22 protein-coding genes and 1 pseudogene are annotated in these 24,818 nt (G+C 73.5%); 16 read left to right on the top strand and 7 right to left on the bottom strand.

Annotation, left to right across the window (positions count from 1 at the left end):
- Positions 1-9 precede the first annotated feature (9 nt).
- The 12 genes and pseudogenes from OO63_RS01015 to OO63_RS00960 all read left to right on the top strand — a co-directional run bounded on the left by OO63_RS01015 (position 10) and on the right by OO63_RS00960 (position 13,147).
- Positions 10-1,629 carry a glycerol-3-phosphate dehydrogenase/oxidase gene (locus OO63_RS01015; RefSeq protein WP_030356226.1) on the top strand — a complete coding sequence of 540 codons (1,620 nt, stop codon included), beginning with the start codon at positions 10-12 and terminating at the stop codon, positions 1,627-1,629.
- 155 nt (positions 1,630-1,784) lie between these two features.
- Positions 1,785-2,849 (top strand): annotated as a pseudogene (locus tag OO63_RS41220) (LLM class flavin-dependent oxidoreductase).
- 142 nt (positions 2,850-2,991) lie between these two features.
- Positions 2,992-3,585, top strand: coding sequence for a 1,2-dihydroxy-3-keto-5-methylthiopentene dioxygenase (locus tag OO63_RS01005; protein ID WP_030356225.1), 594 nt, complete (start codon positions 2,992-2,994; stop codon positions 3,583-3,585).
- Entirely contained in the window at positions 3,582-4,319 is a 738-nt protein-coding gene (gene mtnC, locus OO63_RS01000; protein ID WP_030356224.1) for an acireductone synthase, read from the top strand. The genes OO63_RS01005 and mtnC overlap by 4 nt, the downstream gene beginning before the upstream one ends.
- On the top strand, positions 4,316-4,951 hold the full coding sequence (gene mtnB, locus OO63_RS00995; protein WP_051810400.1) for a methylthioribulose 1-phosphate dehydratase: 636 nt from the start codon (positions 4,316-4,318) through the stop codon (positions 4,949-4,951). Before mtnC ends, mtnB begins: the two co-directional genes overlap by 4 nt.
- A gap of 424 nt (positions 4,952-5,375) precedes the next feature.
- Positions 5,376-6,170: a nucleoside phosphorylase gene (locus OO63_RS00990; protein WP_030356222.1), complete on the top strand. Its 795-nt coding sequence runs from the start codon at positions 5,376-5,378 to the stop codon at positions 6,168-6,170.
- An 85-nt stretch (positions 6,171-6,255) separates the two neighbouring features.
- Entirely contained in the window at positions 6,256-7,614 is a 1,359-nt protein-coding gene (locus tag OO63_RS00985) for an amidohydrolase (protein ID WP_030356221.1), read from the top strand.
- Positions 7,611-8,231, top strand: a complete 621-nt coding sequence (locus OO63_RS00980; protein WP_030356220.1) for a sulfite oxidase-like oxidoreductase — start codon at positions 7,611-7,613, stop codon at positions 8,229-8,231. Before OO63_RS00985 ends, OO63_RS00980 begins: the two co-directional genes overlap by 4 nt.
- Positions 8,224-9,000 (top strand): ferredoxin reductase, encoded by a 777-nt coding sequence (locus OO63_RS00975; protein WP_234310966.1) that lies wholly within the window; start codon positions 8,224-8,226, stop codon positions 8,998-9,000. The genes OO63_RS00980 and OO63_RS00975 overlap by 8 nt, the downstream gene beginning before the upstream one ends.
- A 126-nt stretch (positions 9,001-9,126) precedes the next feature.
- The gene (locus OO63_RS00970) at positions 9,127-9,798 is read left to right on the top strand and encodes a FadR/GntR family transcriptional regulator (protein WP_030356218.1); all 672 of its coding nucleotides are present in this window, start codon (positions 9,127-9,129) and stop codon (positions 9,796-9,798) included.
- Positions 9,799-9,927: 129 nt separating this feature from the next.
- Entirely contained in the window at positions 9,928-11,121 is a 1,194-nt protein-coding gene (locus OO63_RS00965) for a PAC2 family protein (protein WP_078618733.1), read from the top strand.
- Between the two features lie 271 nt (positions 11,122-11,392).
- Positions 11,393-13,147, top strand: a complete 1,755-nt coding sequence (locus OO63_RS00960) for a S8 family peptidase (protein WP_030356216.1) — start codon at positions 11,393-11,395, stop codon at positions 13,145-13,147.
- A gap of 36 nt (positions 13,148-13,183) precedes the next feature.
- Here the strand turns inward: OO63_RS00960 and OO63_RS46505 are convergent, their stop codons facing one another.
- On the bottom strand, positions 13,184-13,558 hold the full coding sequence (locus OO63_RS46505; RefSeq protein ID WP_234310965.1) for a hypothetical protein: 375 nt from the start codon (positions 13,556-13,558) through the stop codon (positions 13,184-13,186).
- Between OO63_RS46505 and OO63_RS46500 the strand changes: the two genes are divergently transcribed.
- Complete coding sequence (locus OO63_RS46500; protein ID WP_234310964.1) at positions 13,535-13,897, top strand: hypothetical protein; 363 nt, start codon at positions 13,535-13,537, stop codon at positions 13,895-13,897. The genes OO63_RS46505 and OO63_RS46500 overlap by 24 nt on opposite strands.
- 118 nt (positions 13,898-14,015) lie before the next feature.
- Here OO63_RS46500 and mshC read toward each other — a convergent pair whose 3' ends face one another.
- From mshC to OO63_RS00935, 4 genes are all read right to left on the bottom strand, one after another.
- Positions 14,016-15,245, bottom strand: coding sequence for a cysteine--1-D-myo-inosityl 2-amino-2-deoxy-alpha-D-glucopyranoside ligase (gene mshC, locus OO63_RS00950; RefSeq protein ID WP_030356214.1), 1,230 nt, complete (start codon positions 15,243-15,245; stop codon positions 14,016-14,018).
- A gap of 99 nt (positions 15,246-15,344) precedes the next feature.
- Positions 15,345-16,220 (bottom strand): SCO1664 family protein, encoded by an 876-nt coding sequence (locus tag OO63_RS00945; protein WP_030356213.1) that lies wholly within the window; start codon positions 16,218-16,220, stop codon positions 15,345-15,347.
- A complete protein-coding gene (locus OO63_RS00940; RefSeq protein WP_030356212.1) occupies positions 16,184-16,774 on the bottom strand; it encodes a DUF3090 domain-containing protein in 591 nt (196 codons plus the stop codon). The genes OO63_RS00945 and OO63_RS00940 overlap by 37 nt, the downstream gene beginning before the upstream one ends.
- Positions 16,775-16,841: 67 nt before the next feature.
- Positions 16,842-17,528, bottom strand: coding sequence for a histidine phosphatase family protein (locus OO63_RS00935; protein WP_030356211.1), 687 nt, complete (start codon positions 17,526-17,528; stop codon positions 16,842-16,844).
- A 62-nt stretch (positions 17,529-17,590) separates the two neighbouring features.
- Between OO63_RS00935 and corA the strand changes: the two genes are divergently transcribed.
- On the top strand, positions 17,591-18,589 hold the full coding sequence (corA, locus tag OO63_RS00930) for a magnesium/cobalt transporter CorA (RefSeq protein ID WP_033263689.1): 999 nt from the start codon (positions 17,591-17,593) through the stop codon (positions 18,587-18,589).
- Positions 18,590-18,614: 25 nt separating this feature from the next.
- On the opposite strand, the gene OO63_RS00925 is transcribed toward corA, so the two are convergent.
- Together OO63_RS00925 and OO63_RS00920 are read right to left on the bottom strand one after the other, a co-directional pair.
- The gene (locus OO63_RS00925) at positions 18,615-19,403 is read right to left on the bottom strand and encodes a ferritin-like domain-containing protein (RefSeq protein ID WP_030356209.1); all 789 of its coding nucleotides are present in this window, start codon (positions 19,401-19,403) and stop codon (positions 18,615-18,617) included.
- A gap of 327 nt (positions 19,404-19,730) precedes the next feature.
- Positions 19,731-20,792: an LLM class F420-dependent oxidoreductase gene (locus tag OO63_RS00920; protein ID WP_030356208.1), complete on the bottom strand. Its 1,062-nt coding sequence runs from the start codon at positions 20,790-20,792 to the stop codon at positions 19,731-19,733.
- 219 nt (positions 20,793-21,011) lie between these two features.
- Between OO63_RS00920 and OO63_RS00915 the strand changes: the two genes are divergently transcribed.
- Together OO63_RS00915 and OO63_RS46495 are read left to right on the top strand one after the other, a co-directional pair.
- Entirely contained in the window at positions 21,012-22,001 is a 990-nt protein-coding gene (locus tag OO63_RS00915) for an aldo/keto reductase (RefSeq protein ID WP_030356207.1), read from the top strand.
- A complete protein-coding gene (locus tag OO63_RS46495; protein WP_051810399.1) occupies positions 21,998-24,811 on the top strand; it encodes a helix-hairpin-helix domain-containing protein in 2,814 nt (937 codons plus the stop codon). The genes OO63_RS00915 and OO63_RS46495 overlap by 4 nt, the downstream gene beginning before the upstream one ends.
- Positions 24,812-24,818 lie beyond the last annotated feature (7 nt).

Raw genomic sequence — 24,818 nt, 5'->3', positions numbered from 1 at the left:
TAAGCAACCATGACCACCCTGCAGAGCGGCCCCGCCTTTCCGGCTCTCGGCACGCCTCCGGCGGCCGGCAGCGCGCCGAGCCGCGCCGAGACCCGGGAACGTCTGTCCAAGGCGTCCTACGACCTCCTGGTGATCGGCGGCGGAATCCTGGGCATCTCCACCGCCTGGCATGCCGCGCAGTCGGGTCTCAGGGTGGCCCTGGTGGACGCCGGCGACTTCGCCGGCGCCACCTCCTCCGCCTCCTCCAAGCTGCTCCACGGCGGTCTGCGCTACCTGCAGACCGGCGCGGTGAAGCTGGTCGCGGAGAACCACTTCGAGCGGCGTGCGGTGTCACGCCAGGTGGCACCGCACCTCGCCAACCCGCTCACCTTCTACCTGCCGGTCTACAAGGGCGGCCCGCACGGCGCCGCCAAGCTCGGCGCGGGCGTCTTCGCCTACTCGGCGCTCTCCGCGTTCGGCGACGGCGTCGGCCACCTGCTCTCCCCCGCCAAGGCGGCGCAGGACGTGCCGGAGCTGCGCACGGACAACCTGAAGGCCGTGGCCGTGTACGGCGACGACCAGATGAACGACGCGCGCATGGCCCTGATGACGGTCCGCGCCGCCGCCGAGGCCGGCGCCGCCGTCCTCAACCACGCCGAGGTCACCGGCCTGCGCTTCACCGGCGGCCGGGTCACCGGCGCCGACCTCAAGGACCGGATAGACGGCGAGGAGTTCGGCGTCAACGCCCGTCTGGTCCTGAACGCGACCGGCCCCTGGGTCGACCACCTGCGCAAGATGGAGAACCCGGACGCGGCCCCCTCCATCCGCCTGTCCAAGGGCGCGCACCTGGTCCTCAAGCGCACCGCCCCCTGGAAGGCCGCGCTGGCCACGCCGATCGACAAGTACCGCATCACGTTCGCCCTGCCCTGGGAGGACATGCTGCTGCTCGGCACCACCGACGAGGAGTTCGAGGGCGACCCGGCGGACGTGCGCGTCACCGAGTCCGACACCGCGCAGATCCTGGACGAGGCCGCGTTCTCCATCCGCGACCAGCAGCTGTCCCGTGACCTGATCACGTACTCCTTCGCCGGTCTGCGGGTGCTGCCGGGCGGTCCCGGCGACACCTCCAAGGCCAAGCGCGAGACGGTCGTCACCGAGGGCCGCGGCGGCATGCTGTCGGTCGCGGGCGGCAAGTGGACGACGTTCCGCCACATCGGCCGTACGGTCATGAAGAAGCTGGAGTCGCTGCCGGGCCACCCGCTCGGTGACGACTACGAGCCGATCTCCGAGCTGCCGAAGAAGCTGCCGCTGCCCGGTATCGCCAACCCGCGCGCGGTCGCCCACCGCCTCCTGGTCGACGGCCCGGCGCCGGGCCCGCGCATGGCGCCCGACACCGCGCGCCACCTGGCCACGCACTACGGCTCCCTGTCCTTCGACATCGCCCGCCTGGCGAACGAGAACCCGGAGCTGGCCGAGCGCGTGCACCCCGACGCCCCGGAGATCTGGGCGCAGGTCGTCTACGCCCGCGACAACGAGTGGGCCGAGACGGCCGACGACGTGCTGCGTCGCCGTACGACGCTGACGATCCGAGGCCTGGCGACGGACGAGGTCCGTGGCAAGGTCGAGGACCTGCTGGGCAAGAAGGCCTGACACTCACCTCAGGTGTAAGGGGCGGTCGCCCTGGCGGCCGCCCCTTACGCATGCCTCTACGGAGGTGCTCACGCTTCTACGGAGTGCTCATGCCTCTCCAGGGTGTGCCATACCGCCGCCACACCCCCGCAACGTTCGCCCCGCACATTTGAAGCATGAAGTTTCAGGTCCTTTCCCTCATCTCCCACTCGCCCCACCCCCTGACCGGTGAACTCCCCTCCGCCGCCGAGCGGTTCGAGGACGTCGTCGAGGTCGGTGTCGAGACGGAACGGCTCGGGTACGACGCGTACGCGGTGGGCGAGCGGCACGCGGGCGCGTTCCTGTCGTCGAGCCCGACGGTGGTGCTCGGCGCGCTCGCGGCGCGCACGTCCCGCATCCGGCTCCTGACCGGCGTGACGGTGGTCGCGATCCTCGACCCGGTGCGGGTCGCCGAGGACTACGCGACGCTCGACCAGCTCTCGCGCGGGCGCGTGGAGCTGGTGATCGGCAAGGGCGCGGAGGCCGGCCACTTCGACCTGTTCGGGCTCGACGAGGCCCGGCAGTGGGACCTCCAGAAGGAGAAGTACGAACTCCTGCGGCGGCTGTGGCGCGAGGAGAACGTCGACTGAGCGGGCGAGTTCCGGCCCGCCCTGAAGGACGTGACGACCGTGCCGCGCCCGTACGCGGGCCCGCCGCGCGTCTGGCACGGCTCGGCGACCTCCCGCAACTCCCCCGAACTCGCCGCCCTGCACGGCGATCCGCTGTTCACCGCCAACGCCATCCAGCCGCGCGCCGCGTACGCGCAGCTCATCGCGCACTACCGGGAGCGGTTCGAGGCACACGGCCACGATCCGGCGCGCGCCCATGTGGCGGCGGGCTCGGGCGGGTTGCTCATCGCCGACAGCGCGGAGCGGGCGGTGAGCCGCTACCGGGACCTGTACGAGGCGAAGGTGCGCCAGACGTTCAAGCCGCACCTCGAAGGAAAGGCGGGCTACAACACCCCCTTCCGCACCATCGAGGACGCCGTCGCCGACGGGCCGCAGCTCATCGGCTCCCCGCAGCAGATCATCGACAAGATCCTCGGCTACCACGAGGTGTACCGGCACGATCTGCAGTCGGTCTCCGTGGACGGGTTCGGCCTGTCGCGCGGCGAACAGGTGGAGATACTCCAGCGGTTCGCGGAGGAGATCGCGCCGGTGGTGCGGCGCGAGGCACCGTCGACGCTCTGGTCCGAGGTCTGAGCGCTCCCCTTCCCCACGGGCCGACGGCGCGGACCGCCGTCCACGCTGTGGAACCCCTCGTGGCCCCGGAGCGCTCCGGGCTACGATCCGCACAGGCGTCCGGCCCCGCCCCCGTATCACTCACTGCCTTCTGGAGTGACCCATGACTCTCCTCACCACCTGGCCGGAGTCCGGACCCGCTACCGTCGTGCGCCGCACCACCGACCCAGCCGAGATCGCCGCCGCGCTCGCCCCCGTCGGCGTGCGCTACGAACAGTGGCCGGTCCGCGCGGACGTGCCCGCCGACGCGGACAGCGACACCGTGTTCGCCGCGTACCGCGCGGAGATCGACCGGCTGGGCGCCGAAGAGGGCTTCCGGACCGTCGACGTGGTCGCCCTGCATCCGAGCGACGACCCGGGGTGGCCCGACAAGGCCAAGGCGGCCCGGCAGAAGTTCCTCGCCGAGCACACCCACGACGACGATGACGAGGTGCGCTTCTTCGTCGCGGGCGCCGGGATCTTCTATCTGCACGTGGCGGGCGAAGTGCACGCCGTCTACTGCGAGAAGGGCGACCTGCTCGGGGTGCCGCGCGGCACGACGCACTGGTTCGACATGGGGACGGCACCGTCATTCACCGCCATCCGCTTCTTCCACGAGGAGGACGGCTGGGTCGGGAACTTCACCGGCAGCCGCATCGCGGAGCGCTTCCCGGACTTCGACGCCCTCCACGCGGGGTACGCGGAGTCCACCGCGTGAGCGTGCACTTCCCGCCCGGCTCCGTGGACGCCGTGGTGCTCGACATCGAGGGCACCACGAGCGCCACCGGCTTCGTCGTGGACGTCATGTACCCCTACGCCCGCGAGCGGTTCGGCGAGCTCCTGACCCGGCGGGCCGACGAGCCCGTGGTGGCGCGGGCCGTGGCACAGGTCCGCGCGGAGATCGGCGAACCGGACGCGGACGCGGCGCGCGTCGAGAAGGTCCTCGGCGAGTGGGTCGACGCGGACCGCAAGGCGACCCCGCTGAAAGCCCTCCAAGGCGTCCTCTGGGCCGAGGGGTTCGCCCTCAAGGACCTCGTCTCGCACTTCTACGAAGACGTCGTTCCGGTCCTTCGGCGGTGGCACGCCGCCGGGCTGCGCCTGTACGTGTACTCCTCCGGGTCGGTGGCCGCGCAGCGCGCGTGGTTCACGCACTCCGCCGAGGGTGATCTCACCCGGCTCGTCAGCGGTCTGTACGACACCGAGAACGCCGGGCCGAAGCAGGAGGCCGGCTCCTACCGCGCCATCACCGCCGCCGTCGGCGTGCCCGCGGGGCGCACCCTCTTCCTCTCCGACCGGCTCGGGGAGCTGGACGCCGCGCGGGACGCCGGGTGGCGGACCGTGGGCGTACGGCGGGTCGGGGAGCCGTACTTCGCCGCCGGGGTCGGCGGGCATCCGGAGGCGGCCGCCTTCGGTGAGATCGAGTTGCTCTCTGAGCGGAGGACGGGCCTATGAGCGGGACCACCGGCCGTGGGGCCGACGTCGGCCTGGACCTCGACCTCGATCTCGAGGAGGCCGGGGCCGCCCTCGCCGCCGAGGCCGCGCGGTTCGCCTCCTTCGGCTGGATGCGCGGGACCTCCGGGAACCTCTCCGTCGTCGTCTCCCGCGATCCCGTGCGGCTCGCCGTCACCGCCAGCGGGCGCGACAAGGGCGAACTGACCCCCTCCGACGTCGTCCTCACCGACGACCGGGGTGCCGCCATCGGGGCCGGGCGGCCGTCCGCCGAGGCCGCGCTGCACGCGCGGGTCGTGCGGCTCACCGGGGCGGGGGCCGTGGCGCACGTCCACACCGTCGCCTCCGTCGCGCTCGGGCGGCGGCGGCCGGAGGGGATCTCCTTCCGGGACCTGGAGATGCTCAAGGGGCTCGGGCATCCCACCCATGAGGTGGCCGTCACCCTGCCGGTGATCGGCAACAGTCAGGACATGGGGGTGCTCGGTGATCGGCTGGAGGCCGCGTTGTCGCCGGGGATGCCTGCGGTGGTGGTGGCTGGGCACGGGTTGTACGTCTGGGGGGCGGATCCTCGCGAGGCGCGGCATCGGGTCGAGGTGGTGGAGTGGCTGCTGGAGTTGGAGCTGGCGGGGGGTTGAGCCCTCGCGGGTGCGCCCCGGTCCCGCCCCTTCTCCGAAACCGGGGGCTGCCGCCCCCTGGACCCCCGCTGATCGGCGCTCCGCGCCTCGTCCTCAAACGCCGGACGGGCTAAGAGATTTGCCGCACCGGCGCTATCTGGAAGGGGCGGGCCTGGGCCGCACCCGCGAGGCCCCCTGCCCCACCAGCAACTCGCCCGCCCAGAACCTCCCGTACGCCCCGCTCCGTCACCAGCGCCGTCGGCGGCGATGCGGTCGGCCCCGACGACGGCCACGGACGCCGCGCTGTACGTCGTGACCCTCGCCGCCCTGTTCCTGTCCACCGCACGCCGACGCCGCCGCGCCGCGCCCGCCCGCCCGAACCACCGCAGCAACCGAACTCACCGAGACCACCGAAGCCATCCGACCCCCTGGTAGGAGCACCCTGATGACGACATCCGCAGACACCCTGCCCATCTCCGGAGTGCCGCGTTCCGGCCTGCCCCCGTACGCCGTCGTCGTCGGCGACCCCGCGCGCGCCGCGACCGTCGCCGAGCTGCTCGACGACGCCGAGGAGGTGTCGTACCACCGCGAGTACCGCACGTTCACCGGCACCTGGCAGCACCTGCCGGTCGTCGTGTCCTCGCACGGCGTGGGCGCCCCCGGCGCGCTGCTCCTGTTCCAGGAGCTGGCCGAGGCGGGTGTGACGCACTTCATCCGGCTCGGGACGGCGGGTGCGATCCGGCCGGGCGTCGGGGACGGGGACCTGGTCGTCGCGGACGCGGCGGTGCGCGACGACGGCGTGACGCGGCAGCTGATACCGGCCGAGTACCCGGCGTTCGCCGCGCCGGAGGCGGTGCTCGCGCTCCAGCGGGCGGCCCGCGCGGCGCAGGCCCCCTACCACCGGGGCGTGGTGTGGACCCGGGCCGCCTTCCAGCCGGGCTTCCTGCCGCTGCCCGCCGAGGCGTACGAGCGGGCGGGGATCGCCGCGATCGAGATGGAGCTGTCGGCGCTGTACGTGTTCGCGTCGACGCGCGGCCTGACGGCGGGCGGCGCGCTCGTGGTCGACGGCGTCAACGCCGACGATCTTGTCGACGAGGAGGCCACCGGCGGCTACGACCCGCACCGCTCGGTGGTCGCCGACGGTGTCACGCGCGCCGCCCGGATAACCTTGGACGCACTGCGCCTGCTGGCCGCCGAGGACGCCGGGCTGCCCGCGCAGACATCGCCCGCAACGCGGTAGGCCACGCCCGGGCCGGCACGGCCCCGCCCCCACCGTGACCTCCCGGTCTCCCGACACAGCAGCCCCTTCGCACGGAACGGAACTCATGATTCCCATCGATCTCCTCGTCCACGGCGGCGACGTCCTCACCGTCGACGCCTCCGGCACGGTCGTGCCCGACGGCGCGGTCGCCGTGCGCGACGGCGAGATCGTCGAGGTCGGCCCGGCCGCGCGGCTGCGCTCCGCGTACGCGGCGGCCGAGGAGATCGACGCGCGCGGCTGTCTGGTGCTGCCCGGGCTCATCAACACCCATACGCACCTGGCGATGACGCTCCTGCGCGGCACCGCCGACGACGTGACCCTCCAGGGCTTCCTGGAGCGCGTCATCCCGCGCGAGGCGGCGCTGCTCTCGCCGCGGACGGTGGCGGCGGGCATCGGGGCCGCCATCGCGGAGTCGGTACGCGGCGGGGTGACGGCCGCGCTCGACATGTACTGGTTCCACGAGGCGGCCGAAGAGGTCGCGCGCGCGGCCGGGTGGCGCCTGCTCAGCGGGCCGACGTTCATGGACGTGCCGGAGCCGCCGGACGGCCGCCCGTACGCGGAGCGGCTCGGCTGGGCCGAGGCCCACCTGGCCGCCCGCACCCCGGCGCCGGGCACCCGGCCCGTGGTGTTCGCGCACTCCGCGTACACGCTGGTGCCCGACCAGCTCGTCGAGATAGCCGAGCTTGCCCGCGCCCACGGCGCGCTCCTGCACCTGCACGCCGCCGAGAACGCCACCGAGGTGGCGACGGTCACCGCGCAGCACGGCATGCGGCCCGTGGAGCTGCTCGACTCGCTCGGTGTGCTCGGCCCGGACACGCTCCTCGCGCACGCCGTCGACCTCACCGACGCCGAGATCGCGGCCCTCGCCCGCACCGGCACGGCCGTCGCGCACTGCCCGGTGTCCAACCTGAAGCTGGGCTGCGGCATCGCGCGGGTGCCCGACCTGACGGCGGCGGGCGTCACGGTGGGCCTGGGCACGGACGGCGCGGTGAGTTCCAACACCCTCGACGTCCTCGGCGCGGTGCGGGCGGCGGCGCTCGTGCACAAGGCGGGCGGCGACCCGACGGCGGTGGGCGCGGAGCAGGCCGTGCGGATGGCGACGGTCGAGTCCGCTCGGGCCCTCGGCCTCGACGGGCAGCTGGGGTCCCTGGAGCCCGGCAAGCGCGCCGACCTGATCGTCGTCGACCTGGACCGCCCGCACCTCGCGCCCCGGCACGACCCGTACTCGACCCTCGCGTACGCCGCGGGACCCGCCGACGTGCGCGACACCGTCGTCGACGGCCGCATCCTGATGCGCGACCGGACCCTCCTGACCGTCGACGAGCGCCGGGCCGTCGACGCCCTGCGCGAGGCCGCCGCCTCCGTCCCGCTCCCCCACCCCCGCGCGAGCGCCGAACACCTCACCTCCGAGGTGCCCACATGACCGCCGCCGGACCGACCCGCGGCTTCACCGGCCGCGCCCGCGCCGCCGACCGCGACCCGCGCCTGCCCCCGGGGCAGTACGACGCCCGCGACGGCTGGCCCGTCCTCTCCGCCGAGGTGACCCCGCGCCTCGCCGCGGCCGACTGGACGTTCCGCGTCGACGGCCTGGTCGCGCGGCCGCGCACCTGGTCCTGGGACGAGGCGCACGCGCTGCCCGCGTCCGAGTACCGGGGCGACATCCACTGCGTGACGAGCTGGTCCAAGTTCGGCGTGCGCTTCGGCGGCGTGAGCCTGGACGCGTTCCTCGCCGACGCCGGTCCTTCCCCGGCGGCCACGCACGTCGTCGCGTACTCCCACACCGGCTACACCACCAACCTGCCGCTCGCCGACGTGACCGGCGGGCGGGCGTGGATCGCCTGGGAGTACGACGGGGAGCCGCTGCCGCCGGAGCACGGCGGGCCCGCCCGGCTGATCGTCCCGCACCTGTACTTCTGGAAGAGCGCCAAGTGGATCGCGGGCCTCACGCTCCTCGACCACGACGAGCCCGGCTTCTGGGAGCAGAACGGCTATCACCACCGGGGCGACCCGTGGCGCGAGGAACGGTACGCCGGTGACTGACGACTTCGTGACCCCCAGGTCCCCCGCCGCGGCCACAGGCTTCGTGCCGCCGACCGCGTTCGCCGTCCCCGGCCGCATCTCCGTGAGCAGCCGCGCGGCCGCGCTCTGGCAGCAGGCGCTGATCACGGACATCCGCCGGGAGACGCCCGCCGCGTCGACGTTCCGGCTGAAGGTGCCCGACTGGCAGGGCCATCTGCCGGGCCAGCACCTGATGCTGCGGCTCACCGCGCCGGACGGCTATGTCGCGCAGCGCCACTACTCGCTGGCGTCCGCGCCCGACGGCAGCGGCGAGATCGAGCTGACCCTGGACCACGCGCCGGGCGGCGAGGTGTCCGGGCATCTGCACACCGTGGCCCGGGTGGGCGACACCGTGGAGGTCCGCGGCCCGCTGTCCGGCTTCTTCGCCTGGCCCGGCGACCGGCCCGCGCTGCTGCTCGGCGCGGGCTCCGGCGTCGTACCGCTGATGTCGATGATCCGCCACCACCGGCGCGCCGGCCTGACCGTGCCGCTGTGTCTGGTCGTCTCCGCGCGCACCCGCGAGGACCTGATCTACGCCGACGAGTACGGCGACGAGACCACGGCCGTCCTCACCCGCTCCGAAGGCCGCCTGAACGCCGGGCACTTGGCGCCGTATCTCGGCGCCGGGCAGCCCGCGGGCGGCTGGGAGGCGTACATCTGCGGGTCCAACGGCTTCGCCGAGCACGCCTCGCGGCTCCTGGTGGACGGCGGCCAGCCGGTGGACCGGATCAGGATCGAACGCTTCGGCTGAACCCCCTGCTCAGCGGCGGCCGCAGAGGACATAATGAGCCGATACATCGGATGTCTATTTCTGCCTGTCCCCCATCCCATCGGTCCGTACTGGTCCGCACGGTCCGCACACTGAGGCGAGGTCCCCATGGCTGTCACGGACGAGGCCATCGAAAAGATCAAGGGCATGATCGTCTCCGGCGCGCTGCGCCCCGGCGACCGGCTGCCCAAGGAGAGCGAACTGGCCGCGGAGCTCGGGCTCTCCCGCAACTCGCTGCGCGAGGCGGTGCGGGCGCTCTCCCTGATCCGCATCCTGGACGTGCGCCAGGGCGACGGGACCTACGTCACCAGCCTGGACCCGCAGCTGCTCCTGGAGGCGCTGAGCTTCGTCGTGGACTTCCACCGCGACGACACCGTCCTTGAGTTCCTCGCGGTGCGCCGGATCCTGGAGCCCGCCGCCACGGCCATGGCGGCCGCCCGCATCAGCGAGGCCGAACTCGACACGCTCACCGCCCAGTTGGACGCGCTCGGCGCCGCGCCGAGCGTGGAGGAGCTGGTGGCCTGCGACCTGGAGTTCCACCGCGGCATCGTGCAGTCGTCCGGGAACTCGGTGCTGTGCTCCCTCCTCGACGGCCTGTCCGGGCCGACCACACGGGCCCGCGTCTGGCGCGGCCTGACCCAGGAGGACGCGGTCAGCCGCACCCTGCACGAGCACCGCGCGATCCTCGCGGCGCTGCGCGACCGGGACGCCGAGGCGGCCCGGTCCTGGGCGACGGTGCACATCGCCAGCGTGGAGCAGTGGCTTCGCTCCACCCTGTGAGTCATGCGTGAGGGGCGACTGACCTGGGCAGTGATCCGGCACTCGGCGCCGTCGGGGGGCTGCGGAGGGCCCCGCGGGACGCCGTAAGGTTGGGGCGTACTTAGAGGAGAACGTCGGAAGGAGGCCTGGGTGATCGAGCTCGAGGGGGTACCCGAGCTGATCGACCCGGTCATGGTGGCCGCGTTCGAGGGCTGGAACGACGCCGGCGACGCCGCCTCCACCGCGGTCGCGCATCTCGACAAGGAGTGGAAGGGCGAGGTGTTCGCGGCGCTGGACGCCGAGGACTACTACGACTTCCAGGTCAACCGGCCCACGGTGTGGCTGGACGGCGGCGTGCGCAAGATCACGTGGCCGACCACGCGGCTCTCGGTGGTCCGCGTCGGCGGCGACAAGCCGCGCGACCTCGTCCTGGTGCGGGGCATCGAGCCGTCCATGCGCTGGCGTTCGTTCTGCAACGAACTGCTCGGCTTCGCCCACGAGCTGGGCGTGGAGCTGGTCGTGATCATGGGTGCGCTGCTCGGCGACACCCCGCACACCCGCCCGGTCCCGGTCAGCGGCGTCACGTCCGACCCCGACCTGGCGCGCACCATGGACCTGGAGGAGACCAAGTACGAGGGCCCGACGGGCATCGTCGGCATCCTCCAGGAGGCCTGCACGCACGCGGGCGTCCCGGCGGTGAGCCTGTGGGCGGCCGTGCCGCACTACGTCTCGCAGCCGCCGAACCCGAAGGCGACGCTCGCGCTCCTCAACCGCCTGGAGGACCTGATCGACCTCAGGATCCCCCTCGGCGAGCTGACGGAGGACGCGCGCGCCTGGCAGCTGGGCGTGGACCAGCTCGCCGCCGAGGACAGCGAGGTCGCCGAGTACGTCCAGTCCCTGGAGGAGGCGCGGGACACCGCGGAGCTGCCCGAGGCGTCCGGCGAGGCCATCGCGCGGGAGTTCGAGCGGTATCTGCGGCGGCGCGACGGCGGCGGGCCGGGTCCCGTCGCCGGGACCGGGCAGGTCGGCGGGCACGCCACGGACGGCGGGGACGGGGCGGCGTACCTGCGGGACACGCCGAGCGAGCGCACCCGCCCGCCGAAGCCGCAGCCGCGCCCGGGGCCGGAGCCCGCGTCCACGGGGTCCGCCGCCGGTGACCCGCCCGCGGCGGACGCCAAGGACGAACCGGCCGAGTCAAGCCAGGAACCGGGCACCGCCGAATCCGCGAAGTCCGCGGCCTCCGGCGGCGGTACGGCCGACGGCGAGGAGAACGACGGCCGTGGCGACAGGACGGACGGCGCGAAGGAAGACGATTCCCCGTCAGAGGATTCCTCCGAGGACTGAGACGGCCGACAGCGCGTTCCAGGGGCGGCACCCGCGCGGGTGCCGCCCCTTCTCGTTGCCCACGGCCCAGGAAGCCACAGCCGTCACGCACGCATATGGCCGGTATCGGGCGTGACACGAGTTTGTTGATGAAATGCACACGGTTCCCCACTCAACTTCCGTTCAAACGCTGTTGGGTGAAAGAGGTCTGGACGGCCGGGCCCGGCGGTAGCAGGGTGTGCAGCGACCGGAAGGCAGGCGGGGCGCGGTAACCGAAGGGAGCGGTGAAGCGATGACCGACCAGGTGCAGCGGGGCAGCGACCCCGGGGGCAGTGGCCCCGGACCCGATGGAGCGGGGTTCACGTATCGGGCCGCCGAGCAGGAACTGATCGTCGTCGCCCGGCCCGAGGCCCGGCTGCGCGCTCAGGAGCAGGGGGTCCGCTCGGCGTCGGGCTCCGACGTGTCGGCCCTGAACATGTTCCTCAGCGATGAACAGCTCACCCTGGAGCCGCTGTTCGGCAGCGAGGACCGGCTCCGGGCGGCGGCGCCCGACACCCAGGGCGAGGTGCCCGACCTGGCGCTGTTCTACCGGGTCCGCGGGGGCGGCGACCGCGCCCAGGAGTTGCGCGCGCGGATGGCGGCGCTGCCCGGCGTCGACACGGCGTACGTGAAGCCGGGCGCCGTACCGGCCGCGCTCGGGCCCGTCGGACAGCAGGGCGGCGCGGGCGAGCCGGACGAGGCGCGGCGCCGCAAGGAAGGGATGCCGGCGACGGCGGACTTCAGCGGCCGCCAGGGCTATCTGAGGCCTGCGCCCGAGGGCGTCGACGCGTACTGGGCCTGGCAGCGCCTGGGCGGCGGCGGTGACGGGGTGACCGTCATCGACATCGAGGGCGCCTGGCAGCTGAGCCACGAGGACCTGGCGGCGAAGCTCGCGGGCGTGGTGATCGGCACCCCCATCCAGGACCTGGCGTGGCGCAACCACGGCACCGCCGTGATCGGTGTCATCGGCGCCGACCGCAACGCCATCGGCGTCACCGGCATCGTGCCGGACGCCGTGACCGCGGTCGCGTCCTTCACCCCGGCGGGCACGGCGGCGACGATCCACGCCGCGGCGGACCGGCTCTCGCCGGGCGACGTCATCCTCATCGAACTGCACCGCCCGGGGCCGAAGTTCGAGTTCGAGGCGCGCGACGACCAGAAGGGCTACGTCGCCATCGAGTGGTGGCCGGACGACTTCGCCGCGGTCCGGTACGCGACGGCCAAGGGCATCGTCGTCGTCGGCGCGGCGGGCAACGGCGCGGAGTCCCTGGACGACGCGGTGTACGAGCGGCGTCCCGACGAGTTCCCGTCCTGGTGGCGCAACCCCTTCAACCCGTCCAACCCCTCCTCCGACGCCGTCCTGGTCGGCGCGGGCGCGCCCCCGCCCGGCACGCACGGCCGCGACCACGGCCCGGACCGCTCGCGCCTGGCGTTCTCCAACTACGGCGCGCGCCTCGACGCGCAGGGCTGGGGCCGCGAGACCACGACGACCGGCGGCTTCTGGAACCAGCCGGGCGACCTGCAGGGCGGCGTGGACGAGATCGCCTGGTACACGGACACGTTCTCAGGCACCTCGTCGGCGTCCCCGATCGTCGTCGGCGCCGTCGCCGCGCTCCAGGGCGTCCTCAAGGCGGCGGGCCAGCAGCCGATGACCTCCTCCCGCGCCCGTGCCGTGCTGCGCGCCACGGGGTCGCCGCAGCAGGACGGCCCCGGCCGCCCGGCGTCCCAGCGGATCGGCAACCGCCCCGACATCAGGGCGGCGGTCACCAAGCTGCTGCCGGCGGCGGTGGGGTCGGGCCTCGCCGAGCGCTACTGGGACGAGCTGATCCCGTATCCGCCCGAACTCCCGCCGCGCCTCAGGCTCTTCGTGGCCGGGCAGTGGCGCAACCTGAACAACCCCTCCCCCGAGACCCGCCAGGCGGTGCACTCCGCCTTCGCAGGGGGATCACCGGACGTGCGTGTCTGGTTCTCGGACGACGAGGTCGTCGGCCTGGTCGTCACCGGCTGAACCGCGGCACGCGACGAGAAGCACCATCGCACCACATCAACGGACCGACCATTGACGGAAGGTGGCACCCGCATGAGCACCACCCCGCAAATGAGTCAGATCGGCCAGCAGCAGGGCCAGCAGTTCAGCCCGCAGCAGCAGTACGGCCCCGAACAGTTCGGCCAGCAGCAGCCGTTCGGCCAGCAGGGCCAGGGCTACGGCCAGCAGTTCGGCCAGCAGCAGTCCGGCCAGCAGGGCCCGAGCACCGCGCCGCCGCAGCCCGGCCAGATCGGCCAGCAGGGTCAGCCCGGCCAGATCGGTCAGATCGGCCAGCAGCGCCAGTTCGGCCAGCAGATTCCCGGCCAGCAGCAGATCCCGCCCCACCTCCAGCAGCAGATGCCCCAGCAGATGCAGCAGCAGATCCCGCAGCACCTGCGCCAGCAGATGCAGCAGCTCGGCCAGCAGCAGCCGTTCCAGCAACTGCTGCAGCAGCTCGGCCAGGAGCGGGTCCCGCAGGCGCAGGCGCCCGCGATCTCGACCCAGGCCCTCACGGGTGCCGTCGCCCAGAGCTTCTGGGACGTCGTCCAACCGCTCCCGGGCCAGGCGTCCCTGCTGTACCTGCACGTGGACAACGAATGGCGCGTCTACGTGAACCCCGACGACCGCACCCGCGACCAGGTCCAGGAAGCCTTCGCGTACGGGCAGCCGGTGATCGGCTACTACGACACGAACAACCCGGGACTGCTGCTCGCGATCGTGATCACCAGGTGATCCACCCGTGGTGACCCGCACGTGGTGACCCGCACGTGGTGACCGGCACCAGGTGATCCGCACCCGGTGACCGCGGCGCCGGACGGAGGCTTCCCGTCCGGCGTCGCTTCCGTGCGTTCTACAGGGCGACGCCCAGCAGCGCGTCCACCGCGCGGGACACGACGCCCGGGGCGCCCTCGTCGGTGCCGCCCTCGGCATCCTGGCGGGCGGCCCAGCGGTCGACGGCGGCGAGCGCCCTGGGGGCGTCCAGGTCGTCGGCCAGGGCCTCGCGCAGCTCCTCGACCAGGGCGTCGGCGGACGGTCCGTCGGGGCGGGACACCGCGGCGCGCCAGCGGGCGAGCCGTTCGACGGCGTCCTGGAGGACCTGGTCGGTCCACTCCCAGTCGGCGCGGTAGTGGTGGGCGAGCAGGGCGAGGCGGATCGCGGCGGGGTCGACGCCGTCGCGCCGCAGCTTCGAGACGAACACCAGGTTGCCCTTGGACTTGGACATCTTGGCGCCGTCGAGGGCGACCATGCCCGCGTGCACGTACGCCTTGGCGAAGGGGTGCTCGCCGGTCAGCGCCTGGGCGTGCGAGGCGCCCATCTCGTGGTGCGGGAAGGCCAGGTCGGAGCCGCCGCCCTGGATGTCGAAGCCCATGCCGAGGTGGTCGAGGGCGATGGCGACGCACTCGATGTGCCAGCCGGGGCGGCCGGGGCCGAGGGAGCCGCCGTCCCAGCTCGGCTCGCCGTCACGGGCGGCCATCCAGAGCATCGGGTCGAGCGGGTTCTTCTTGCCCGCGCGGTCCGGGTCGCCGCCGCGCTCGGCGGAGAGCAGGCGCATGGCGGCGGCGTCGAGCCCCGACACCTCGCCGAAGTGCGGGTCGGACTCGACGGAGAAGTAGATGTCGCCCTCGAGGTCGTAGGCGGCGCCCAGGTCCCGCAGCCGCTCGACGAGCGGCACGATGCCCGGTATCGACTCGACGGCTCCGATGTAGTGCCGCGGCGGCAGCAGCCGCAGCGCGGTCATGTCCTCGCGGAACAGCGCGGTCTCGCCCTGCGCCAGCTCGACCCAGTCCTTGCCGTCGCGCTTGGCGCGCTCCAGGAGCGGGTCGTCCACGTCGGTCACGTTCTGCACGTAGTGGACCTGCCGCTTGGTGTCGAGCCACACGCGCTGCACGAGGTCGAACGCGTTGTAGGTCGCCGCGTGACCCATGTGGGTCGCGTCGTACGGAGTGATGCCGCAGACGTAGATACGGGCGACGGGACCGGGGTCGAGGGTGACGAGGCCACCGGTCGCGGTGTCGTGGATCCGGAGATCACGGCCCTTGCCGGGCAGGGCGGGAACCTCAGAAGCGGGCCAGGCATACATGTCTTGAGCCTAACCGGACGCCCCTTCCGCATACGACCCAGGGCGACGAGATCTTCGACAGGTTTCACCTGCCCACGGGGCGGGCAGCCCCCGGGGATCTCACACCGGCGGCCACGGAATGGCCGGCCACTCCCCGGACGGCCCCGGGTGCCGCCCCGCGGCGAGCAGCGCGGCGACCCGCTCCCGGACGGCGTCGACCTCCGCGGCGGTCAGCAGTTCCCCGAGCCGCTCGGCGAGGGGCTCCCCCGCCGCCAGGCCGTCCCGCAGGGAGCCCAGCGCGTCCACCGCCTCCTCGGGCAGCTTCTCCCCGGCCCACCCCCACAGCAGCGTCCGCAGCTTGTCCTCGACATTGAACGTGACCCCGTGGTCGATGCCGAAGAGGCGTCCGCCGTCGCCGAGCACCAGGTGCCCGCCCTTGCGGTCGGCGTTGTTGATCACGGCGTCGAGCACGGCGAGCCGCCGCAGCCGGGCGTCGTCCGCGTGCACGAGCAGCGCCGTGCGCCCCTCGCCCACCTGGGCGAACCCGACGGCCTTCCAGCCGTCCCCGGGCTCGTCCCCCTCGACGAGAGCGAGCAGCCCGGCGGCGTCGGCACCCTCGGCGTCGGCATCGGTGCCATCCCCGGAATCCCCGGCATCCCCGGACGCCTCCGCCCCGACCCACAGCTGGACCATGCCCTGCCCATAGGGCCCGTCCCGCAGCACGGTGGGCGGCACGAGGCCCCACCCGAGCGCTTCGGAGACCTCGTACGCGGCGACCTCCCGCTGGGCGAGGGTCCCGTCGGGGAAGTCCCACAGGGGCCGCTCCCCGGCGACGGGCTTGTAGACGCAGGCGGCGGTGTGCTCCTCGTACCCGACCGTGCAGTAGAGCACCGCGTTGGAGGCCTCCCGGATCTGCCCGCGCACGGTCAGCTCACCGCGGGTGAGCAGTTCGGTGGGGGTCACGCGCCCCGCCGGTATCCGTTCTGGCGCGGGCATACGTGTCCTTCCGGATCGAGCGGCAGGCTGCACAGCGGGCACGGCGGACGGCCCGCGTTCACGACGTCGAGGGCGCGCTTGGTGAAGGCACGGGCCTGGGCGCCGGTGAGGCGCACCCGGAGCATCGGGGGGCCGTTCTCCTCGTCCTGCAAGAGCCTTTCCTCGGCCTCCGCGAGGTCCTCCTCGGAGTCCGCGTCCAGCTCGACGAGGGCCTGCGCCTCCACGATCATGCGCTCCTCCTCGCCGTCCCAGGCGAGCGCCATCGTGCCGACCCGGAACTCCTCCTCGACGGGCGAGTCGAGCGGCGCGCTGTCGGTGACCTCAGCGGGTGCGACGGCGGGCACCGCCGCGCTGCCGCCACTGCGCCGCACGACCTCGTCGAGCAACTCCTCCATGCGCTCGGCGAGCGCGGCCACCTGGGTCTTCTCCAGGGCGACGCTGGTCACGCGGACCCCGGCGGAGGCCTGGAGGAAGAAGGTACGCCGACCGGGGAGCCCGACGGTTCCGGCGACGAAGCGTTCCGGCGGGTCATAGAGGAACACCTGACGGGACACGTCCTGTCTCCATTGGAATCGACTGCATGTACTTGGCGCGACCACTGCACCCTACTGCGGGCGACGATCACGGTGCGCCCGCGTCGCCGCCCACCTGTGCGTCGTCGCTCGCGGGTGCCTCGCGCGGCGCGAGCGACCCGAAGTCGCCGGTGTCGCCGAGCCGTACGAGATAGGGCCGCAGCCGGGTGAAGCGGATCGCCGTGACGGAACAGGGCTCCACGGAGATGCGCTGGAACAGGTCCAGGTGCAGCCCGATGGCGTCGGCGACAAGGGACTTGATGATGTCGCCGTGGGAGCACATCAGATAGACGGCGTCGGCGCCGTGGTCGCGCTCCACGCGCGCGTTCCACTCGCGCACGGCCTCCGCGGCCCGCGTCTGCATGGCCCGCAGGGACTCGCCGCCGGGGAAGGCGGCCGCTGCCGGGTGCTGCTGGACGACCTCCATCAGGGGCTCGTCCGCGAGCTCGGCGAGCTTGCGGCCCGACCAGTCGCCGTAGTGGCACTCGCCGATGCGTTCGTCCGTGTGGACGGGCACCCCGGGGCGGGCGGCGAGCAGCGGCGCGAGGGTCTCCTGGCAGCGCTGCAGCGGGCTGGTGACGATCTCGGCGAGGGGCAGCGCGGCGAGCCGCCCGGGCAGCGCGGCGGCCTGCTCCGCGCCGCGCTCGTCGAGTCCGACGCCGGGCGTCCAGCCGGCGAGCAGGCCCGCGGTGTTGGCGGTCGAGCGTCCGTGTCGGACGAGGATCAGCGTGGGCATGCGGGTCAGCCTAAGCCGCCGAGGGGGTGCGGCAGGAGGCGAGCCCCGGAAGAATGCGCAGCGTGATCGTGGACTGCGCCACCTATCGGCACGGGCGCCGCATCAAGGGCCCGGAGGACCTCTCCGACGCCCTGGACGCGGCGCGGGCGCTCGGTGACGCGTTCGTCTGGATCGGCCTGTACGAGCCGACGGAGGACGAGTTCGACCTGGTCGCCAAGGAGTTCTCGCTGCACCCGCTGGCGGTCGAGGACGCCTTGAAGGCCCATCAGCGGCCGAAGCTCGAGGTGTACGACGACTCGGCGTTCGTGGTCCTGAAGCCGGTGGTGTACGAACCGGAGAGCGACGCCGTGTCGTCAGGCGAACTCATGATCTTCATGGGTGACTGCTTCGTGGTGACCGTCCGGCACGGCGAGGGCGCGCCGCTCAGCGCCGTGCGCCAGCAGTTGGAGGCCGAGCACGACGTCCTGGAGCACGGGCCGACGGCGGTGCTCTACTCCATCGCCGACGCCGTGGTCGACCACTACCTGGAGGTCGCGGGCGAGCTGCAGACGGACCTGGAGGTCCTGGAGGCGGAGGTCTTCTCGCCGGACGGGGGCGGCTCGCGGAACACCGCGTCCCGCATCTACCGCTTCAAGCGGCAGATCCTGGAGTTCCGGCGCGCCACGGGCCCGCTGGCGATGCCGCTCGCGCGCCTCGCGGGCATGGGCCCCTACGGCCGCGCGGTGCCGTTCGTGGACGACTCCGCGCAGCCGTATCTGCGGGACGTCAACGACCATCTGCTGCGCGTGAACGAGTCCGTGGAGGGCCTGGACCGCCTGGTGACGGACATCCTGTCGGCGCATCTGGCGCAGATGAGCGTGCGGCAGAACGACGACATGCGGAAGATCTCCGCGTGGGCGGCCATGGCGGCGGTGCCCACGATGATCGCGGGCATCTACGGCATGAACTTCGAGCACATGCCGGAGCTGCGCTGGTGGTGGGCGTACCCGGCGGTGATCCTGCTGATGGCCGCGCTCGAGGTGGGCCTGTTCCGGCTGTTCAAGCGCCGCGGCTGGCTCTAGCGCCCCGTCCCGGAGCCGGGCGTGGTCAGGCGAACTCCGCCGCTGAGGTGGCGGGTCCGCCCAGCGCGTCGCGCCGCTGAGGCATCTTCAGGGACACCATCCGCCGCCAGCCGCCCGCGCGTTCGTACGCGTACATGGCGTGGATGCCCGCCGCGAGCGTTCTGGACTTGACCGGGGACCAGCGCAGGATGCGGCCCATGTGCTCCATGACGGCGAGGCTGACGTCGCGGTAGATGACGATCTCGGCGAGGGCGCTCTCGCGCAGGGTGTTCTGGATGGTGCGCCCGTGCCCGGCATAGGCGAAGCGCAGCAGTTCCTCGTGGCAGTACGCCAGGTGGTTGTCCTCGTCGTTCGAGATCATCTTCACGGCCTTGCCGACCTCGGGGTCGTCCCCGAAGTACTTGCGGAGCATGACCATCTGGTCGGCGGCGCGCTGCTCGGTGACGCGGCTGTGCGAGAGGTACGTGACGATGTCCTGCTCGGTGAGCGGCTGGTCGGCGCGGAGCTTCTCGTGCGCGAGGCCGATGCCGCGGCGCTCCAGGAGCATCGTGTAGTCGGTGGCGGCGGGGACGTCGACGGGTTCGAGGCCGCGCTTGCGCAGCAGCGCGTTGAAGATCCGTCCGTGCTTGTCCTCGTCGGCGCCGTGCCGGGTGATCTTGGGTGCGAGATCGCGCTGGCTGTCGGGGACGAGCGCGGCGATGCGCCCGTTCTCCCAGCCGCCCTGGGACTCTCCGCTCGCCGCGATGGAGCAGAACAGCCGGAACGACTCGTCGTTGTCGAGGATCTCCTGGAAGAGACTCCGGGCCGAAAGCATCGCAGGCACCTCCATGCCGTCACTGACCACACAGACTTCCGCAAAGAACGAGTCAAATGCGCAGCGCGCCATCAGGCAACAGGTGTATGCGACAGCTCAGCCAAACGGAGGACACAGAGGGCCGAATGGGGCGGAGGGGCACCTCGGACGAGGCGGTCGGGCAGGCGGTCGTGCGACAGCCGGACAGACAGCCGGGTACGCGCCCGGATCGCCGGCGACCGGTGGTCTCCGGGGCCGTAACCGGAGGGCTCGTCGCGGCGTTGTGCTCCGTGACGGCCGTGGCGGGGAAGACCCCCGAGCCCCCACCACGGCCGCAGAAATCTCCCGCTACGCGACCCCGGCCCGCTCCAGGGCCTCGGTGCCCGCGCGCAGCGAGGCAAGCCGCTCCTCCACCGTGAAGCCCGCGGGCGCCAGCGTGAGCGTGGTGACACCGGCCTCCGCGTAGGCCCGCATCCGGTCCGCGATCCGGTCCACGGAGCCGAGCAGGGTGGTGGAGTCGATCAGGGAGCGCGGTACGGCGGCGGCCGCGCCCTCCTTGTCGCCGGACAGGTACTTGTCCTGGATCTCGGCGGCCTCCTTCTCGTACCCCATGCGCTGCGCGAGCTGGTTGTAGAAGTTCTGCTTCCGGCTGCCCATGCCGCCGACGTACAGCGCCGTGTAGGGCCGGAACATGTCGGCGAGCGCGTCGATGTCGCCGTCCCCGTCCTTGCCGAGCGCGAGCGGTACCGTCGGCACCACGTCGAAGCCCTCCATGGTCAGGCCCGCCTTCTCGCGCCCGGCCCGCAGATGGCGCAGCGCGGTCTCCTCCAGGTGCTCGGCGGCCGGGAAGATCAGCAGGGCGCCGTCGGCGATCTCACCGGTCTGCTCCAGGTTCTTCGGCCCGATCGCGGCGATGTACAGCGGGATGTGCTCGCGCTGCGGGTGCACGGTCAGCTTGAGCGGCTTGCCGGGGCCGCCGGGCAGCGGCAGCGTCCAGTGCTCGCCCTCGTAGGCGAGGCGCTCGCGGGTCATGGCCCTGCGTACGATCTCGACGTACTCGCGGGTGCGGGCCAGCGGCTTGTCGAACTTGACGCCGTACCAGCCCTCGGAGACCTGCGGCCCGGAGACGCCGAGCCCGAGCCGGAACCGGCCGCCGGACAGCGAGTCGAGGGTGGCCGCCGTCATCGCGGTCATCGCGGGCTGGCGCGCCGGGATCTGGAAGATCGCCGAACCGACGTCGATCCGCTCGGTCTGCGCCGCCACCCACGAGAGCACGGTGGCCGCGTCCGAACCGTAGGCCTCGGCCGCCCAGCAGACCGCGTAGCCCAGCTTGTCGGCCTCCTTCGCGACGACGAGGTTGTCCGCGTCCATCCCCGCGCCCCAGTAGCCGAGGTTGATCCCGAGCTGCATGGCCGAATCCCCTTACCCATGAGTAACGTGCCTGTTCGGGGACTGTAGCGCGCGGGCGGGCGATCCGGCAGGGGCCGGGCGGCGGTCCCGCCGGGGCCCGGTGCGGGGTGCCGGGCCGGGGCGGGCGCTGTTGCCCGAAGGGGTTCATGAGTTGTCCACAGGCACGGCTTTGTCCACACGCACACCCAGCGCTGAGGCATGGCCAGTAATCTCGCCGCCATGGAGCAGAGGCATCTCGGCCGAACAGGTCTGCGCGTGTCCAGGATCGGGCTCGGCACCCTCACATGGGGGCACTCCGACGAGATCGGGGAGAACGACGCCGCGGACCTGCTGAAGGCCTTCTGGGAGGCGGGCGGCACCCTCGTGGACACGGCCGATGTGTACGGCGACGGGGAGGCCGAGTACCTCCTCGGACGACTCGTCGAACGCCTGGTGCCGAGGCGCGATCTGGTCATCGCGACGAAGGCGGGCAGCGTGCCCGACCCCGACCGCCGCTTCGACGGCTCGCGCGGCCATCTCCTGTCCGCGCTCGACGCCTCCCTGGCGCGCCTCGGCACGGATCATGTGGACCTGTGGCAGATCCACGCCTTCGACAGCGACACGCCCCTGGAGGAGACGCTCCAGGCCCTCGACATCGCGGTCAGCAGCGGCCGCGCGCGCTATGCGGGCATCTCCAACTTCAGCGGCTGGCAGCTCGCCAAGGCCGCCACCTGGCAGCTCGCGGCGGCCGGCACCCGCACCCGCATCGCCAGCACGCAGATGGAGTACTCCCTCCTCCAGCGCGGCGTCGAGCGCGAAGTGCTGCCCGCCGCCCTCGACCTCGGCGTCGGTCTGCTGCCCTCGTCACCGCTCGGCCGGGGCGTCCTCACCGGCAAGTACCGCACCGCGACCCCGGCCGACTCGCGCGGCGCCTCCGAGCAGTTCGCCCCGTTCGTCGCGCCGTATCTCGACGACGCGGCGGGGCGGGTCGTGGACGCCGTCGCGATAGCGGCCGACGGTCTCGCCGTCACGCCCCTGCAGGTGGCGCTCGCCTGGGTGCGTGACCGCCCCGGAGTGACCGCCCCGATCGTCGGCGCGCGCAACGCGCAGCAGCTCACGGCCGCATTGTCAGTGGAGACCCTTAGTCTTCCTGACGAGATCTGCCAGGCGCTCGACGATGTGTCAGCGCCCGTGCACCGCTACCCAGACCAGGACTGGAGCACGCTGTGAGTACGGAGTCCGCTGCCGCGGAGGTCGCCGAACCCGAGGCCCCGGAGGCCGGAGCGGGCCCCGACGCCGAGGACACGCCGGAGGCCGGGAGCACGCCGTCCGGCGGGGCCGCGCCGGACGGGGACGCCGAGGAGGACTCGGCCGACCCCGAGGGCGCTGCTCCCGAAAGCACGGGGGACAGCGCCGAGGCCGGTGGCGGCGAGAGCCAGGACGGCAGCGGGGACGGCGGGGACACCGGTGTGTCCGAGGCCGAGGCCGAGCTCGCGGCGCAGCGGGAGCTGCGGGCCCGGATCGAGCAGCGCAAGGCCGACAAGAAGGGGCCCGTGGCGGCGGGCGCGAAGCTCCAGGGCACGGCGGCCGACCTGCTGGCGGCGGTGCGGGCCGTGGAGAGCGGCGAGAAGCCCGTCGCGCCCGTGTTCCGTGAGCCCGCGCCGGTCGCGCCGCGGCGACCCGCCCCCGAGCCCGTGCGACGGCAGGTGGCCGAGGCCCCGGCCGGGGCGGGCGAGCCGACGCCGGAGACGGTCGACGCGGTGGCGGCGGTGCTGGCCGAGGGTGGCGCGCCCGCGGCACTCGCGGCCCGGGCGGCGGCCGCGCTCGGCGAGGGCGCGGACGACGTGCTGCGTGCCGACCCGTGGCAGTTGCTGCGGGTCGCCGGGGTGCGGCCCGAGCAGGCCGACGGGTTCGCGCGGGCGCTGCTCGGCCCGGAATGCGGTCCCGGGGACGAGCGCAGGGGCTGCGCGCTGACGGTGTGGCTGCTCGCACAGGCCGCGCTCGCCGGGCACACGGCCCTCGAATCCTCGGCTCTCACCGCCGCGCTCGGACAGCGCGGAGTCCCCGATCCGGACGAGGCGGTGCAGTCCGCGCTCGCGGAGGGCGACGTCCTGCTCTTCCAGGACCCGCTGGACGAGGCCACCGGGACCGCCCCGGCGCGGCCCGCCCCGACCGCCGACGACCCCGAGGACGCCGAAGCCGAGGTCCCGGTGCGCGTGCTGCTCGGCCTCGAGCGGTACGCCCTCGCGGAGGAGAGCCTGGCCGACGGCCTCGCCCGGGTCATGAACTCGCTGCCGAAGGAGGAGGGTTCGGGCCCGGTGGGCGACGGTTCGCCTCCGGAGGGCGCCGACTCGGCTCCGGAGGACGGCGGCTCCGCTCCCGACGGCTCGGGGCACGGCGGCTCGGGGCACGGCGGTGACGGCTCGGGTCCCTCGGCCGCCGATTGGGAGTCCGCGGCGGCCGCCGCCAAGGGTTCCGCCGCCGACCTGATCCGCGCCGTGGCCGCGCACGGCCTCGTGCTGCACACGGGCGGCGAGGCGGCCCGCACCGAGCCCGCCGCGCTGGTGGCGGCTGCCCGCGCGCTGGGCCTGCGGGTGTACGCGGCGACGCACAGCACGGAGGGACAGCGGAGGCTGGCCGAGGGCCTGGGCGGGGGTGCTGCCGGGGCTGGGGCTCGTGGGAGTGCCGACGGATCCGGGCCGCGCACGGCCGCTCCGGGCGCCCTGGGGGCCAGTCCTGCTGGCTCCTCGGGAGGTCAGATGGACGGGCCCGCCGGTGGGGAGGCCGACGGCGTGCCTTCGGCGAGGCGCACGGGCGAAGGGGCGACCGGTGCGATGGCCGGGCCCGAAGGTGCGGGTGCCGTCCAGGGTGGTGACGCGCGTGCGGAGGCTTCCGGGGGCGGCGGGGCGGCCGGCTCTGCGGAGGGGGAGGGTGCGGCTGACGCGGGGGGTGCGGTCGGCGGGGTCGGTGCGGCCGGTGGCGCCGGTGGCGCCGGTGCTGCCAGCGTGTCAGGCACCTCCCACGCCCCCGGTGCGGCCGGTTCCTCCCCCGCACCCGGTGCGCCCAGTGCTCCCGACGAGGCCTCCCCCGTCGTGACCGTGGCGGGCCTGCTCTCCGGGTGGCAGGGGCCGGGCCGTGACGCGGACGGCGCGCTGGCCCTGGATCTGCTCGTGGTCCTGGACGCCCCGCAGCTGGACGTGGAGACGGCCGCGACGCTCGTGGAGTCGCTTCCCGACGGCGCCCGGCTCGTGCTCAGCGGTGACCCGGGTGTGCTGTGGTCCGCGGGCCCGGGCCGGGTGTTCGCGGACCTGCTCGCGGCCCGCTGCTGCCCGCAGGTCGTCTCGCGCACGCCGGACCCGGGCCCCATCGGCGAGCTGGTCTCCGGCATCGGCATCGGCGAGCTGACCCAGGTCGACGCGCCCGGCAAGGAGGTCGTGATCGTCCCGGTGCGGGACGCGCCCGACGCGATCCACCGCACGGTGCAGCTGGTCGCGGACTCGGTGCCGCGCGCCATCGGCGTACCGTCCGGACAGACGCAGGTGATCACCCCGGGCCACGGCGGCGCGGCGGGGACGCGCGCGCTGAACGCGGCGCTGAAGGAGCGGCTGAACCCGGGCCCCGGCAGGTTCGGCGGCTTCGACCCGGGCGACCGGGTCGCCTACGCCCCGGTGCCGGGCCGCACGGCGCTCGGCCGGGTGGTCGGCGCCGACGCGCAGGGCCTGCGCCTGGAGTGCGAGGGCACCCCCGTCGCCGTACCGAAGGAGCGGGTGGAGCAGTCCGTGCGGCACGCATGGGCGCTCACCGCCCACCAGGCCACGGGCCGCCGCTGGCCCGCCGCCGTGGTGGTCCTGCCCGGCGACGCGGCGGGCGCCCTGACCCGGCCGTGGGTGTACACGGCCTTCAGCCGCGCCGAGCGCCATCTCTCGGTCGTCCAGGGCGTCGCCCAGGCTCTGCCCCAGGCCGTGGCCGAGCGCCCCGCCAAGGAGCGCACGACCCGCCTGCGCACGCTGCTGCGCCCGCAGGCCCCGGCGGCGGGCTAGCCCATGC

The organism is Streptomyces alboflavus (assembly GCF_000716675.1).
Lineage (GTDB): Bacteria > Actinomycetota > Actinomycetes > Streptomycetales > Streptomycetaceae > Streptomyces > Streptomyces alboflavus.
This window is presented reverse-complemented; position numbering and strand designations above follow the sequence as displayed.